Raw genomic sequence first — 14995 nt, 5'->3', positions numbered from 1 at the left:
CGGCCGAGGACGCGCACGTGCGCGTCCTCGGCCGCCTCGACGCCGTCCACGGCGCCCGCTCCTTCGGCGACCTGGTCGCCGAAGGACACCGGTACCTCGACCGGTACCAGGTCGACGGCGTCCTCCTGGACCGCTGCCCCACCGAGGACGACGCGCCCTGCGAGGTGCGCCGCACCGTCACCACACTGCGCGCCATACGCGGCGACGCCCACATCGTCCTCGGCCACGGCACCCACCCGCACCCCGGCTACGCCGAGAACGCCGACCAGATGGTCACCTTTTGCGGCCCGTGGAGCGACTACCGCTGGTCGCAGGCGCCCGAGCGGACCGCCGACCATCCGCCCGAGCGCTTCTGTCACGTCATGCACGGACTGCCGGGACAGCACCTGAACGCGGCGCCGTGCATCGCCCGCCGGCAGGGCGCCGGGACGATCTTCCTCACCGGCCGGGCCCGCTGCCCCGACGGACGTCCCGACGAGTGCGCAGACGCCGAGCCCTTCGCGACCGTGCCCGGCTACTGGGACGACATCGTCTCGCGGATCGGAACGGGTGTCTCGGAATGAAAACGCCCATGGCAGTGTTACGGGGAGAACAACTGTAGTGATTGACCGACCAACGGAGTCCCCGTGTCGCTGCCACCCCTGGTCGAGCCGGCTGCCGAGCTCACCGTAGACGAGGTCCGCAGGTACTCCCGCCACCTGATCATTCCCGACGTGGGGATGGACGGGCAGAAGCGGCTGAAGAACGCCAAGGTGCTCTGCGTGGGCGCCGGCGGCCTGGGCTCGCCGGCGCTGATGTACCTGGCCGCGGCGGGCGTCGGCACGCTCGGCATCGTGGAGTTCGACGAGGTCGACGAGTCGAACCTGCAGCGCCAGATCATCCACAGCCAGGCCGACATCGGCCGCTCCAAGGCCGAGTCCGCCCGCGACTCGGTCAAGGGCATCAACCCGTACGTGGACGTGGTCCTTCACGAGGAGCGGCTCGAGGCCGACAACGTGATGGACATCTTCGGCCAGTACGACCTGATCGTGGACGGCACGGACAACTTCGCGACCCGCTACCTGGTCAACGACGCGTGCGTGCTGCTCAACAAGCCCTACGTCTGGGGTTCGATCTACCGCTTCGACGGCCAGGCCTCCGTGTTCTGGTCCGAGCACGGCCCCTGCTACCGCTGCCTCTACCCGGAGCCCCCGCCCCCCGGCATGGTCCCCTCCTGCGCCGAGGGCGGCGTCCTGGGCGTGCTCTGCGCGTCCATCGGCTCCATCCAGGTCAACGAGGCCATCAAGCTGCTCGCCGGCATCGGTGAGCCGCTGGTCGGCCGCCTGATGATCTACGACGCCCTGGAGATGCAGTACCGCCAGGTCAAGGTCCGCAAGGACCCCGACTGCGCGGTCTGCGGCGAGAACCCCACCGTCACCGAGCTCATCGACTACGAGGCCTTCTGCGGCGTCGTCTCCGAGGAGGCGCAGGCCGCCGCCGCCGACTCCACGATCACTCCCAAGCAGCTCAAGGAGTGGCTCGACGACGGCGAGAGCATCGAGATCATCGACGTGCGTGAGCCGAACGAGTACGAGATCGTCTCCATTCCCGGCGCCCGCCTCGTCCCCAAGAACGAGTTCCTGATGGGCACCGCTCTCGAGGGCCTTCCGCAGGACAAGAAGATCGTCCTGCATTGCAAGACGGGCGTCCGCAGTGCGGAAGTCCTCGCGGTCCTGAAGTCCGCGGGCTTCGCCGACGCCGTGCACGTCGGCGGCGGCGTCATCGGCTGGGTCAACCAGATCGAGCCCCACAAGCCGGTGTACTGACCGGTCTTCCCCGGACCGGCCCCGGCCCTCGGCTCGCCTCGCCGGCCCGGGACAGCAAGGCCCACGGTGGTCCGACCCGTTCGGACGCCGTGGGCCTCTGTCGTCCCGGCGCGGGGGCACGTCAGTGCAGGGTCAAGGGGGTCACGGACTCCACCCGGGTCAGCTTCTCCGGGTTGCGCATGTAGTAGAGGCCGGTGATGAGCCCGCCCTCCAGGTGGACCGTCATGATGCCGTCGAGCTCGCCGTCCAGGTGCGCCACGAGCGCCGTGTTGCCGTTGACCAGGGTGGGCTCGGCCGTGAAGGCGCCCTCCAGTTTGCCGAGGATCCCGAAGAAGAGGCGGGCCACCTTCTCGGCGCCCACGACCGGACGCAGCGCCGCCTGCTTGTGTCCGCCGCCGTCGCTCACCAGGACCACGTCGGGAGCGAGGACGTCGAGGACACCCTGCAGGTCCCCCGTTTCGAGCGCGTGCTGGAACGACAGCAGAGCGGCCCGGGTCTCGCTCGGTGAAACCACCTCGCGCGGGCGCCGGGCGTCGACATGCCGGCGGGCCCGGTGCGCGATCTGACGGACGGCGGCGGTGGTCTTGTCGACCGCCGCCGCGATCTCGTCGTAACCGACGTCGAAGACCTCACGCAGGACGAAGACCGCCCGTTCGGTCGGTGACAGCGTCTCCAGGACGAGCATCAGCGCCAGGGACACGCTCTCGGCGAGCTCGACGTCCTCGGCGACGTCGGGCGCGGTGAGCATCGGCTCGGGCAGCCACGGACCGACATACGCCTCCTTGCGGCGCTGCATGGTCCGCAGCCGGTTGAGTGCCTGCCGGGTGGTGATCCGGACCAGGTAGGCGCGCTGGTCGCGTACCCGGTCCAGGTCGACGTCGACCCACCGCAGCCACGTCTCCTGCAGGACGTCCTCGGCGTCGGCCGCCGATCCGAGCATCTCGTAGGCCACGGTGAAAAGCAGGTTGCGGTGGGCGACGAATGTCTCGGTCGCCGGGTCGGCGACGCGGTCATGGTCCCTCATGTCTCCCCTGCTCTCCTCGCGGCCGGACGGTCGAGCATGCCGGGTCAGGCCGCCCGCTCGGCGGGGGCCTGCGCCGCGCCGCGCTCGGCCGGCGACGGCCGTCGCCCGTCGCCCTTCCTCCAGGTGTACGAGCCGGGCCTGGCCGCCTCGTCAGCCAGCTGCTTGACGGTGTGCTTGCAGACGAACTCCTTGAGTTTCGCGCCCAGGCGGCCGCCGACATGAAGACCCTTCGCGGTGTCGTCCTTGTGGGCGAACTGGAAGATGCCGGCCCGGCGCCCCAGGCTGATGCACTGGCCCGCGAAGCCCAGGCCGACCCGTGCGGGCTCCCGGCCCGTGATCCGGCTGAGCACCGTGTCCGCGGCCTGCGCGCCGAGTGGACCCGCTGCCTGGCAGCTCATCCGGAACGGCAGGTCCGACGGCGCCGCCGAGTCCCCGGCCGCCACGATGCGCGCGTCGTCCACGCTCGTCAGCGTCTCGTCCGTGAGCAGGCGGCCCACGGCGTCGGTGCTCAGCCCGCTGCGCCGCGCCAGATCCGGCACGCCGAACCCGGCGGTCCAGATGGTCACCCCGCTCGGCAGCTCGCGCCCGTCGCCGAGCCGCACGGAGTCGCGTGTCACCGCCGTCACCCGGGTGTCCGGGCCCTCGATCACGCTCACCCCGAGCTCGGCCAGGCGTCCGGCGACCGAGCGTCGGCCGCGCGGGTGCAGATACGGGCCGAGCACCCCGCCGCACACCAGGGTCACCCCGCGACCGTCCTCCGCCAGCTCGGCGGCGGTCTCGATGCCCGTCGGACCGGCTCCGACGACCGTCACCGGGGTGGTCGCGGTCGCCGTGGCGAGGACCGACCGGAGCCGCTCCGCCTCCTCCAGGCCGGTGAGGGGGTGGGCGAACTCGGCTGCTCCCGGCACCCCCGGGTCGTCGCTGCCGCTGCCCACCGCGTAGACCAGGTAGTCGTAGTCGACCTGGCCGCCGCTCGTCAGCGCCACCGTGCGCCCGGCCGCGTCGATCCGTGTCACGGTGTCGACCACCAGCCGGACACCCCCGGCCAGGACATCCCGGAAGTCCGCGACCGCGTCGTCGGAGCCGCCGACCAACTGGTGGAGACGGATCCGCTCGACGAAGGACGGACGCGGGTTGATCAGGGTCACGGTCACGTTGTCGCGCTGCGTCAGCCGGTTGGCCGCCATCACGCCGGCGTATCCGCCGCCGATCACGATCACGTCGGTGTTCTCCATGGTGGTGTCTCCTTCGTTTCACGGACTCGACCTCAAGACACCGCGGGAACGACCGCTGTGACAGTGGGTGAGGCAGATCACTCCCTTCCCCGAGCAGCTCGCCGCGTCACCACGAGCCGTCGGCGGACTTCCCCGGGGGCCGGTTCGCTGCCGGGCCGTGAGCGCGGGACGTCCGGGAGGTCCGGGACGCCCGGCGTGCCCGGAGCGTCCGCGGCGGTCCCGATGGCCCCGCCCCTGGTTCCTCCGCTGCTCATCCCTGGTCCCTCCGCCGCTCAGCTGCAGACCTTGCCGTCCCGCGGCACCGCGCCGTTCAGCAGATAGGCGTCGACCGTGGAGTCGACACATGCGCTGCCGCTGCCGTAGGCGCCGTGGCCCGTGCCCTTCCAGGTGAGGAGCACGCCGGTGTCCTCGCCGAGCTCGTCCGCCATGCGACGGGCGCCCTCGTACGGTGTCGCCGGGTCGCCCGTGTTGCCGACGACCAGGACCGGTGCCGCGCCGGGCGCGCTCACCTCCGGGTTGTCGTACTGGCCCGGCACCGGCCAGTCGTGGCACCAGCCGGCCGTGTCCCAGGCCAGGAAGTCGCCGAAGACGGGGGAGAGGCGCTCGAAGCGCGGCAGCAGCCGTCTCGCTTCCTCGGCCGTCGGCCGCTGCCTGTCGTCCAAGCACGATATGACCCGCTGGGCGTGCGTCGTCGTGCCGTAGTGCCCCGACGCGTCGCGGCCGTTGTAACGGTCGGCGAGCGCCAGCAGCTCGGAGCCGTCACCCTCATGCGCGGCCTCCAGGGCGCCGGTCAGCTGCGGCCAGAAGCTGTCGCTGTACATCGCCAGGGCTATGCCCGTCACCGCGAGGGTCTGCGTCAGCCTCCGGCCGGGCGTGGACGTCCTCATGGGCCGTGCGTCGAGCCGGTCCAGCAGCGCCGCGATCTCGCGCGTGCCCTGCCCGGCGTCCCGGCCGGTGGACTGAAGGTAGCCGCGCAGCGCGCGCTGGAAGCCCCGGGTCTGGTTCCCGGCGTGGCCCACCGTGCCGGCGGTCGGGTCGACCACGGCGTCGAGGACCAGGCGCCCCACCCGCCGGGGGAACAGGTGGGCGTAGACGCCGCCGAGCTCGGTGCCGTAGGAGATGCCGAAGTAGTGCAGCGTGTCGTCTCCGAGGACCTGGCGCATCAGGTCCAGGTCGCGGGCGGTGTCGGTGGTCGAGGCGTGCCTCATCAGCCGGCCGGCGGACTTCTCGCAGCCGCTGCCGAAGCGGGCCGCGTCACCGAGGTACGCCCGCTCCTCCGCCGGGGAGTCCGGGGTGGCGTCCAGTGACTCGGCGGCCCGTATCTCCCTGTCGTCGCGACAGCGGACCCCTGCGCCGGCGGCCACGCCCCGCGGGTCCCAGCTCACCAGGTCGTACCGGTCGTGGAGAGTGGCGACGGTGTCGCCGTACCCCGGGAGCGCGGACACACCCGAGCCGCCCGGGCCGCCGAAGTTGAACAGCAGGGAGCCCAGGCGCTCGTCCCCGCGCGCCGGGGAACGGATCAGGGCGAGGCCGATCGTCTCGCCGTCCGGCTCCGACCAGTCCAGCGGCGCCCTGAGCGTCGCGCACTGCCAGTCACCGCCCGGGGCGGGGGAGTCCGCGGTCGCCCCGCAGCGTCCCCAGTCGAGCCGCTGCTCCGTCAGGGGGTGGTCGCCCTCGTCGGGCGAGCCGCCGCACCCCGCCGTCAGCAGTGCCGCGGCCGCCACCAGCGCCGTCCACCGTGCGAAACGCCCCATGCCGGATCCCCCTTGGCAGGCCTCCCGCACCGTGCAGCGGATGGCTTTCCCGACATCGTAGACGGACTGCCCGAACCCTGCCGCAGTCTGTGGACAACCCTCTGACCTGCTGATTCGCTGGTTCCCGGGAGTGGTTTCAGGAGCAGACGGTGCCCGCCTTCGGCACCTTCCCGTCCAGCAGGTAGGCGTTCACGGCGCCCTGCACGCATGTGTTCTTGCTGTCGTACGCGCCGTGTCCCTGACCCTTGTACGTCAGCTCGACCCCCACCCCCTTGCCGAGTGCCTGCGCCATCCTCCGGGCGCCCTCGTACGGTGTGGCCGGGTCGCCGGTGTTGCCGATCACCAGGATCGGTGCCGAGCCGGGCGCGCTCACGTCGGGCCGGTCCGCGGCGCCCGGCACGGGCCAGCCGGCGCAGCTGACCATGCCCCAGGCCAGATAGTCGCCGAACACCCCGGAGGCGGCCCGGAACCCGGGCAGCTCGCGCGTCACGTGCATCGGGCTGTAGCGGGGCTTGTCGTCGGCGCAACTGATGGCGACGTTCGCCGCGTTGATGTTGCTGTACTCGCCGTTCTCGTCGCGTCCGTTCAACATGTCGGACAGCAGCATCAGCACCTGGCCGTCCCCGTCGTAAGCCAGAAGGAGACCCTCGGTCAGGTACTCCCAGAAGTTCTTCGAGTACAGCGCCTGTGCGATGCCGCTGGTCGCGGCCGTCTGCGTCAGCTCACGCGGGAAGACGCCCCGCAGGGGCTTGCGGTCGAGGTCCTTCAGCAGCGTTTTGATGCGGTTCTCGACGTCCTTCACGGTGTCGCCGACGGGGCAGTCCTCGACCCTGGACACGCAGTCCTCGGCGTAGTTGTCGAGGGCGAGCTGAAAGCCCTTGGCCTGCCCGAGCGAGCCCTGTTCGGGCGTCTGCGTCGGGTCGACCACGGCGTCGAAGACGGCCCGGCCCACCTTCTTCGGGAACAGGTGGGCGTAGACGCCGCCGAGTTCGGTGCCGTAGGAGAATCCGAAGTAGTGCAGCGTGTCGTCTCCGAGGACCTGGCGCATCAGGTCCAGGTCGCGGGCCGCGTCGGTGGTCCGTACGTGCGGCAGCAACTTCTTGGAGTTCTTCTCGCAGGCTTCGTTGAACTCCTTCGTGTCGTCCAGCAGTGCGTTGCGCTCGGCGCTGTCGTCCGGCGTGGCGTCCTGCTGGTAGTACGCGTCGAGCTGCTGGTCGTTCTGACACCGCACGGGCGTGCTGCGGCCCACGCCACGCGGGTCGAAACCGACCAGGTCGTAGCGGGTGCGCAGCTTCGCGTAGTCCGCGCCGAAGGCGGGCAGGCCGGCGACGCCCGAGACGCCGGGACCGCCGAAGTTGAAGAACAGCGAGCCGATCCGTCTGTCGCTGTCGCCGCTGGCCTTCGCCCTGATCAGCGCGAGGTCGATCGTGTCGCCCTTCGGCCTGTCCCAGTCCAGGGGCGCCTTCATGGTGGCGCACTGCCACGTGCCGCCGCCCGGCAGTGGTGAGGGGCTGTCCCCTCCGCCCTGTTCCCGCGACGGTGCGGGACAGTCCTTCCAGCCGAGTTCCTGGCGCGGGAGATCCGCACCGCCGCCGTCCTCGCCCGCGCACCCCGCTGCCAGGGCGGGAAGCAGCACGGCGGTGGCGGCCAGGGCAGCGGTGCGTATCCGCGACGGCTTCGGCATGATGCCATCCTGCGCTCGCCCCGGTCGCGGCGCTCGGGGCGCGGGCCGGACGAGGTAAAGCGGAGCCCGGGGTGCCGGCTGTCGGCGGCGCCCACGCACTGCCGGGAGGACGCGGCAGGGACGAGCCGCAGGGCCGCCCGTGGCGCTACAGCGCCCCCTTGCGCGTGAGCTGCGTGAACGCCAGCCAGCCCGGCAGTACCGGCAGCCACAGCGTCAGCAGCCGGAACAGCAGGACGGCCGGCGCCGCGACCTCCTTGGGCAGCCCCACCGCGATCAGACCCACCGTGAGGGTCGCCTCCACGGCGCCGACACCGCCCGGCGTGGGGGCCGCCGAGCCGAGCGCGTTGCCCGCGAGGAACACGACGGCGACGCTGGCGATGCTGATGGAGGTCGTCTCGTCGCCGAAGGCGCGGATCGAGGCGTCCAGGCACATCACGAAGCAGGCGGTCAGCAGCAGCATGCCGCCGATGCCGGTGACCAGCTTCTGCGGCCGCTGCAGCACGTCCAGCATGCGCGGCACGACACCGGCGAACAGTGACCGCACGCGCGTGACGACGAACTTCCGCAGGAACGGCACCGACGTCACGACGAGCACCAGCACGGCCACCGTCAGCAGGCCGCCGATCACCGTGCGGGAGGGCGACAGGGACGGCGTCTTCTCGGTGCCGGTGAGGTAGCCGAAGGCCAGCAGCATCAGGATGTGGCAGCCGAGCCCGAACAGCTGTGAGGCGCCCACGCTCGCCACCGCCAGCCCGGGCCGCACACCCGAGCGCTGCAGGAACCGCGTGTTGAGGGCCACGCCGCCGACCGCCGCCGGTGCGACGATCTTCACGAACGACCCGGCCACCTGCGCCGCGACCGTCCGCAGGAACGGCACCCGCTCCGGCACGAACCCCAGCAGCGCCATGGCCGCCGCGAAGTAACTGGCGGCCGAGAACAGCACCGCCGCAGCCACCCAGCCCCACTCGGCGTGTGCGATGAGCGGCCCGAACTCGATGTGCGTCAGCTGCGTCAGCAGGAAGTACGCGCCGATGGCGCCCGCGATGAAACTGATCAGCGTGCGTGGACGCACCCGCTCCAGCCGGGCCGGCTCCACCGGTGCCTGCGGCCTGATCCGCAGCACCTCGTAGCGGATCTGGGTGAGCAGATCCTCCTCGCGCGCCTCGTCCAGGGCCTCGTCGATGGCCCGTTTCTCGGCCCGCGCCTCGGCCCGCTCGGTCTTCTTGTCGGGTTTGTCCCGCACGGGACGCGCGGTCTCGCCGGCCGCCGCCAGACGGGCCTCCTTGGCCTGCCGGGACGCCTCGAGCACCGCCTCGCGCTCACGCTGGGCCCGCTCCCGGGCGAGCCTGCGCAGCGTCGCGCGCGTGGAGCGGCTCAGCGCGATGGGCTGAAGCATCGGCAGGCAGTTCGCGACGGCGTCGGGGCCGAGGACGCCCACCGCCGAGGCCACGGCGCGCTCGGCGCCCACCCGCAGTCCGAGCGTCACCAGCAGCTGGGAGATGTCCATGCGCAGCAGCAGGTCACCGGCCGCGATCTCACCGATCCGCAGATCGGTGAGGATCACCCTGCGGGAACGATCCACCAGGATGGCGTCGCCGACCAGCCTGCGGTGCGCGATGCGCCGGGACTGCAGTGCCCGCACCTGGTCCCAGGAGTCGCGCAGCAGATCGTCGGTGATCTCCTCGTCCGGCACCGAGTCGAGGGAGCGCCCGCCGGAGTGCTCGTAGACCAGCATCACCGCGTCGGGGCCGAGCTCGGAGGTCGCGATCAGCTTGGGCGCGTTGGCACCGGCCGCGATGGCGGCGTACGCCAGGAGCGCCTCCTGCTCCAGGGCCTGACGCAGCGACTGCAGGCTGCTGCGGGTGGCGAAGCCGCGCAGCGTGAGGTTGCGCCAGGCGCGGTAGAAGAAGCCCTGCGCCTGCTGCTCCCGGTCGACGACCGTGACGTCCAGGGGCGGGCCGTCCTCGAGGGTGACGAAGTAGCGCCGCCCCCGGTCGCTCTCCGCCGCGTCCGGGGCCTCCTCGCGGGAGGTGCTCACCGGGCGGAAGCCGACGGTCCGCAAACCCGCCATCAGGGTGCGGCCGGTGGGGCGCACATTGGGCGAGCCGACGGCGTACAGCGTGCCGTAGGCCACGCCCCAGCCGATCAGCACCGTCAGGATGATCGAGAACGGCGTCGTGTAGCCGGTGACGAGCATCGAGAAGGCGTCCAGCATCAGCACGATCCACAGCACCGAACGCCAGCGCGGGCGGCGCGACATGCCGACGGCCGTCATGTACGCGATCACGGGTGCCAGGTAGCCGTGCACCGGGTCGGTGAGGGCGGTGATGTCGCCGGGGGAGGGCTGGGTCAGTGCCTCCTGGATGGAGTCCGGTGCGGCCTTGGCCACCCACAGGTCCATGGCGAGGGTCACGCCGTGCGCGAGGACGGCGGCGAGCACACCGTCGGCGATGCGCAGTCCGTCACGTTTGATCAGCCGTTCGACCGCGAAGGCCACCGGCACCAGCAGGATCGCGATGCTGGACGCCAGCCCCGCGATCTTGATGAACAGGTCGGGCGCCTGCCCGGTGCCCTTGTTGATGTCCTGTTCGAGACCGGAGGTCGTGCCGTGCGCGAACGCGGCGATCGCCAGCAGGACCACCACGGCGAGGACGCCGACCAGCAGCCGCATCAGGTCCGAAGGGCGGTGCACGCGCGCGGGGAGCAGCGGTTCGTCGCCCTCGACCTCGTCGATGTGGGCGTTGTCGTGAGCCTCGCCGGAGCGCCGCCGGCCGGCCCCGGCCCCGGCGCCGCCGGCTCCTCCGGCGCCCGCGGGACGGGACGAGGCGCCATCGGCGCCCCCGGGGCGCGACGGGGCGTCATCGTCGTCGCGGGCCGGCGGAGCGGCATCCGTGTCGTCGGGGTCCTCGGGGCGCGACGAAGCGGCAGAGGTGCCCTCCGGGTCCTCGGGGTCCCCGGGGCCCCCGGGGTGCGCACCCTGCTGCTTCATCGGCTCTTCTTGGTCTCGTATCACCGGTCACCGCCCGCACGATGGTGGCATGCCGCACCGACACACGGGGGCATCAGGGTGCACATGCGGGGGCGGACAGTCTGCCCGAAGCAGCGCCCGCGAGTGAGGGATCCGCCGGGGCTCCAGCGCGTCGCGTTGTCGGTGGGGTGGGGCAGGATGGGACGGATGAGCGAGGAGAGCCTTCCCGGCGACGCCGTACCGGCACCCGCCGCCGCGCTGCCCGAGTACGCCGAGCGTGTGCTGGATGTCACCGACCTGATTCCGCCGGGTCGCGTCATGACGTACGGAGATGTCGCCGAGTGGCTGGAGGAGGGCGGGCCCCGTCAGGTGGGCCGGGTGATGTCCCTCTACGGCAGCGCCGTGCCGTGGTGGCGCGTCGTCCGCGCGGACGGGCGGCTGCTGCCGGGCCACGAACTGGAGGCGCTCGGCCACTACCGGGCGGAGGGCACACCGTTGAAGGGGGCGGGCCGGGCCGCCGAGGACCATGTGCCGCGCGTGGACCTGAAGCGGGCGCGATGGGACGGCGACGGGCACCCGGTCGAGCACGCGGAGCGGCACACCGGACGGTTTCCGCCGTCCGGCGAGTCCGGGGGCGGCCCGTGATCCGTGTGGGGGAAACCGGGCACGTCCGTGGCATGACGTACGTTCTTGGGACGAGGGGCGGGAACGGAACGAGCGCCGCCCGGGCCGGACGGAGCGTCCCCCGGGCCGGACGGGACGAAGCAGAAGCCCTGCGTCCGTGCCGTCCGGCGGCGTAGCGTCGGCCGCGCGCGCCCCCGAGACCCCGCCACCACCACTGTGTACGCGGTGGTGTGCCCACCAGCAGACCCACCAGGACCGGCGAACCACGTGAGCTCCTCTTCCTCCACCAGGCGCCTGTCGCACCCCCCGGCGCGACAGGGGACCCGTGGCGCCTACCGACTGGTGCGTACCCCGCCGGCCCCGTCGCATCCCCCTCGTCTTGACGCCGCACAGCGCTCCGTGGTTGACCACGTGACCGGACCGTTGCTCGTCCTCGCCGGACCCGGCACCGGCAAGACCACCACGCTCGTCGAGTCCGTCGCCGCGCGGATCGCCCGCGGCACCGACCCCGAGCGGATCCTGGTGCTGACCTTCAGCCGCAAGGCCGCCGTCGAACTGCGCGACCGCATGGCACTGCGCATCGGGGCGGCTCGCGCCCCGCGGGCGACCACCTTCCACTCGTTCAGCTACGCGCTGGTGCGCGCCCACCAGGACAGCGACCTGTTCGTCGAGCCGCTGCGGCTGCTGTCCGGCCCCGAGCAGGACGTCACCGTGCGTGAGCTGCTCGCGGGGCAGACGGACCTGGAGCGGCTCGGCCTCGCGCACGTGCGCTGGCCCGACGAGCTCCGCGCCTGCCTGACCACCCGCGGCTTCGCCGACGAGGTCCGCGCGGTCCTCGCCCGCAGCCGCGAACTGGGCCTGGACCCCGCCTCCCTGGACGCCTTCGCCCGCCGCATCGGCCGCCCCGACTGGCGGGCCGCCGCCGCCTTCCTCGCCGAGTACCTCGACGTGCTCGACCTGCAGGGCGTCCTCGACTACGCCGAACTCGTGCACCGCGCGGTGCTCCTCGCCCGCCGCCCCGGGACCGCCCGGCGGCTCGCCGCCCAGTACGACGCCGTGTACGTCGACGAGTACCAGGACACCGACCCGGCCCAGGTGCGGCTGCTGCGCGCCCTCGCCGGCGGTGGCCGCACGCTGGTCGCCCTCGGCGATCCCGACCAGTCGATCTACGCGTTCCGGGGCGCCGACATGAACGGCATCCTGGACTTCCCGCACGCCTTCCCGCGCGCCGACGGCCGCCCCGCCCGCGTGGAGGTGCTGCGGACCTCCCGCCGCTCCGGTGCCGCGCTGCTCGCCGCGACCCGCCTGCTGACCCGGCGAATGCCGCTGCCCCGGCTGCCCGCCGACAAGGTGCGCGCCCACCGCGAGCTCACACCCGTACGGGACGGCGGGCGCGTCGAGGTGTACACGTACCCGACGGCCGGCACCGAGCTGGACAACGTCGCCGACATCCTGCGCCGGGCACACCTGGAGGACGGCGTCCCCTGGGGCGACATGGCCGTCCTGGTGCGCGCGGGCTCCCGCACCATCCCGGCGGTCCGCCGCGCGCTCACCTCGGCCGGGGTCCCGCTGGACATCGACGGCGACGACCTGCCACTGCGGCACGAACCGGCGGTGGCACCGCTGCTGACGGCACTGCGGGCGGTGGCCGCGGCGGAGGCGGCGCGGGTCGCCGACGCGGAGACGCGGACCGGGCGCGACGCGGAGGCCGGGCTGCACGTACCGCAAGACGTACGGGAGGAAGCCGGCGTCGGCGGCGCCGCACCGGACACCGGCCCGCCGGCGGGGGACACGGGAACCTCCTGGCTCGACACCGGGACCGCCCTCACCCTGCTCACGTCCCCGCTGGCCGGAATGGACGCCGCCGATCTGCGCCGCCTCGGGCGTGCCCTGCGCGACGAGGAGCGGGCCGGCGGCAACCCGTTGCCGCCGCCGTCGGACGACCTGCTCGCACGCGCCCTGGCCGAGCCGGAACGCCTGGCCGTGCACGACCCCGCGTACGCGCGCGGGGCCCAGCGGCTCGGCGCGCTGCTCCGCACGGCCCGCGAGCGCCTGGCGGGCGGCGGCACCGCCGAGGAGGCGCTGTGGGACCTGTGGGAGGGCACACCCTGGCCCGGGCGCCTGGAGCGCGCCGCCCGCCGCGGCGGCGCCGCGGGCCGCAACGCCGACCGCGACCTGGACGCCGTGTGCGCGCTGTTCGCGAAGGCCGCGCGGGCGGAGGAGCGCACCGGCGGACGCGGCACGCTGAACTTCCTTGAGGAGATCGACGCCGAGGACATCGCCGCCGACACCCTGACGCGGCGTGCCGTGCGCCCCGACGCCGTACGCCTGATGACCGCGCACCGCTCCAAGGGCCTGGAGTGGCGGCTCGTCGTCGTCGCCGGCGTCCAGGAGGGACTGTGGCCGGACCTGCGGCGCCGCGGCTCCCTGCTGGAGGCCGACCGCATCGGCCGTGACGGACTCGCCGAACCGCTCACCCCCGGCGCGCTGCTCGCCGAGGAGCGCCGCCTGTTCTACGTCGCCGCCACGCGCGCGCGGGAGCGCCTCGTCGTCACCGCCGTGCAGGCACCCGCCGACGACGGCGACCAGCCCTCCCGTTTCCTGACCGAGCTGGGCGTGGAACCCAGGGACGTCACCGGACGACCGCGCCGCCCGCTGTCCGTCGCCGCGCTCGTCGCCGAGCTGCGCGCGACGACCGTCGACCCGCGCGTGTCCGACCACCTCCGGGAGGCCGCCGCCCGCAGACTCGCCCGCCTCGCCGCCCTCGCCGACGAGGACGGCCGCCCGCTGGTGCCCGCCGCGCATCCCGACCGCTGGTGGGGGATGCTCGATCCGACCGACTGCAAGGTGCCGCTGCGCGACCGGGACCGGCCCGTCGTGCTCTCCGGCAGCGCCCTGGACCAACTCGCCAACACCTGCTCCCTGCAGTGGTTCCTGGGCCGCGAGGTGAAGGCCGACGCGCCCGCGACCGCCGCGCAGGGCTTCGGCAACGTCGTCCACGTCCTCGCCGACGAGGTCGCCTCCGGGCGCACCCCGGCCGACCTCGACGTCCTCATGGAGCGCCTGGACTCCGTGTGGAACGCGCTCGCCTTCGACGCGCCCTGGAAGTCCGCGCAGGAGAAGGACCACGCGCGCGCGGCGCTCGAACGCTTCCTGAAATGGCACGTCATGGACCGCGCGGGCCGCACCCCGGTGGCCAGTGAACACGACTTCGACGTCACGCTGGGGGCGGGCGACTACGAGGTCCGCATCCGCGGCCAGATGGACCGGGTCGAGGCCGACGGCGAGGGCCGCGCGTACGTCGTCGACTTCAAGACCGGCAAGCAGGCGCCCACCGCCGCCGAGACGGCCCGCCACCCGCAGCTCGCCGTGTACCAGCTCGCGGTGCGCGAGGGAGCCGTGGACGAGGTCTTCGACGGGGCGCGCCCCGAACCGGGCGGCGCCGAACTCGTGCAGCTGCGGCAGGGCGCTGCCGAGCGCGACGGCGGTGAGACCCTCCCCAAGGTGCAGGCGCAGCAGCCCCTGGAGGGCGAGTGGGCCGGCGAGTTGCTCGCCACGGCCGCCGGCAAGGTCCTCGACGAGCGGTTCACACCGAGCGCGGGCCAGCACTGCACGCACTGCGCGTTCCGGGCGTCGTGCAGCGCACGGCCCGAGGGGCGGCACGTGGTGGAGTGAGCGCACCGGTGTGATCGGCCGCACCACCCGCGCCGGCCGGCGGTTCTCCCGGGCCCGGAGGCCGATCGGTCCTCCGTTGTCGGTGCCCGCGGCTAGCTGTACTCGGCCATGAGGTTGGTAACTCGCGTCGGTAGTTGATCAGGAAGAGACCTCCGGGCGTAGTGGAGATGCCTGTCTTCACCACAACCGGAGGTCTTGATGGCCCACGCTAATGCCCGGCTGACCT

General features: G+C 72.9%; 9 protein-coding genes. 4 read left to right on the top strand and 5 right to left on the bottom strand.

The window, feature by feature from the left end; translation table 11 throughout:
• On the top strand, positions 1–563 hold a 563-nt coding region (locus ABZ354_RS28235; protein WP_358661491.1), incomplete at its 5' end, for a spherulation-specific family 4 protein.
• Positions 564–626: 63 nt separating this feature from the next.
• Positions 627–1805 (top strand): adenylyltransferase/sulfurtransferase MoeZ, encoded by a 1179-nt coding sequence (gene moeZ, locus ABZ354_RS28230; RefSeq protein ID WP_358661489.1) that lies wholly within the window; start codon positions 627–629, stop codon positions 1803–1805.
• 121 nt (positions 1806–1926) lie between these two features.
• On the opposite strand, the gene ABZ354_RS28225 is transcribed toward moeZ, so the two are convergent.
• The 5 genes from ABZ354_RS28225 to ABZ354_RS28205 all read right to left on the bottom strand — a co-directional run bounded on the left by ABZ354_RS28225 (position 1927) and on the right by ABZ354_RS28205 (position 10491).
• Positions 1927–2829 (bottom strand): RNA polymerase sigma-70 factor, encoded by a 903-nt coding sequence (locus ABZ354_RS28225; RefSeq protein WP_358661487.1) that lies wholly within the window; start codon positions 2827–2829, stop codon positions 1927–1929.
• Between the two features lie 44 nt (positions 2830–2873).
• Positions 2874–4064: an FAD-dependent oxidoreductase gene (locus ABZ354_RS28220; RefSeq protein ID WP_358661485.1), complete on the bottom strand. Its 1191-nt coding sequence runs from the start codon at positions 4062–4064 to the stop codon at positions 2874–2876.
• Positions 4065–4336: 272 nt separating this feature from the next.
• Positions 4337–5818: an alpha/beta hydrolase gene (locus ABZ354_RS28215; protein WP_358661483.1), complete on the bottom strand. Its 1482-nt coding sequence runs from the start codon at positions 5816–5818 to the stop codon at positions 4337–4339.
• A gap of 136 nt (positions 5819–5954) precedes the next feature.
• A complete protein-coding gene (locus tag ABZ354_RS28210; protein ID WP_358661482.1) occupies positions 5955–7502 on the bottom strand; it encodes an alpha/beta hydrolase in 1548 nt (515 codons plus the stop codon).
• A gap of 145 nt (positions 7503–7647) precedes the next feature.
• Complete coding sequence (locus ABZ354_RS28205) at positions 7648–10491, bottom strand: lysylphosphatidylglycerol synthase domain-containing protein (protein ID WP_358661480.1); 2844 nt, start codon at positions 10489–10491, stop codon at positions 7648–7650.
• 186 nt (positions 10492–10677) lie between these two features.
• On the opposite strand from ABZ354_RS28205, the gene ABZ354_RS28200 reads away from it, so the two are divergent.
• Both ABZ354_RS28200 and ABZ354_RS28195 read left to right on the top strand, forming a co-directional pair.
• Complete coding sequence (locus tag ABZ354_RS28200) at positions 10678–11115, top strand: MGMT family protein (protein ID WP_358661478.1); 438 nt, start codon at positions 10678–10680, stop codon at positions 11113–11115.
• Positions 11116–11361: 246 nt separating this feature from the next.
• A complete protein-coding gene (locus ABZ354_RS28195) occupies positions 11362–14769 on the top strand; it encodes an ATP-dependent DNA helicase (RefSeq protein WP_358661476.1) in 3408 nt (1135 codons plus the stop codon).
• Positions 14770–14995 lie beyond the last annotated feature (226 nt).

This window comes from Streptomyces sp. NPDC005925, assembly GCF_040638805.1.
In the GTDB taxonomy this organism is placed as follows: Bacteria; Actinomycetota; Actinomycetes; order Streptomycetales; family Streptomycetaceae; genus Streptomyces.
The sequence above is the reverse complement of the archived record's forward strand: the minus strand, read 5'-3'. Positions and strand labels throughout refer to the sequence as shown.

Excerpts from the sequence above, each read along its gene's own strand:
- ABZ354_RS28225 (WP_358661487.1), bottom strand. The coding sequence starts at position 2,829 with ATGAGGGACCATGACCGCGTCGCCGACCCGGCGACCGAGACATTCGTC.
- ABZ354_RS28220 (WP_358661485.1), bottom strand. The coding sequence starts at position 4,064 with ATGGAGAACACCGACGTGATCGTGATCGGCGGCGGATACGCCGGCGTG.
- ABZ354_RS28215 (WP_358661483.1), bottom strand. The coding sequence starts at position 5,818 with ATGGGGCGTTTCGCACGGTGGACGGCGCTGGTGGCGGCCGCGGCACTG.
- ABZ354_RS28210 (WP_358661482.1), bottom strand. The coding sequence starts at position 7,502 with ATGCCGAAGCCGTCGCGGATACGCACCGCTGCCCTGGCCGCCACCGCC.
- ABZ354_RS28205 (WP_358661480.1), bottom strand. The coding sequence starts at position 10,491 with ATGAAGCAGCAGGGTGCGCACCCCGGGGGCCCCGGGGACCCCGAGGAC.
- ABZ354_RS28200 (WP_358661478.1), top strand. The coding sequence starts at position 10,678 with ATGAGCGAGGAGAGCCTTCCCGGCGACGCCGTACCGGCACCCGCCGCC.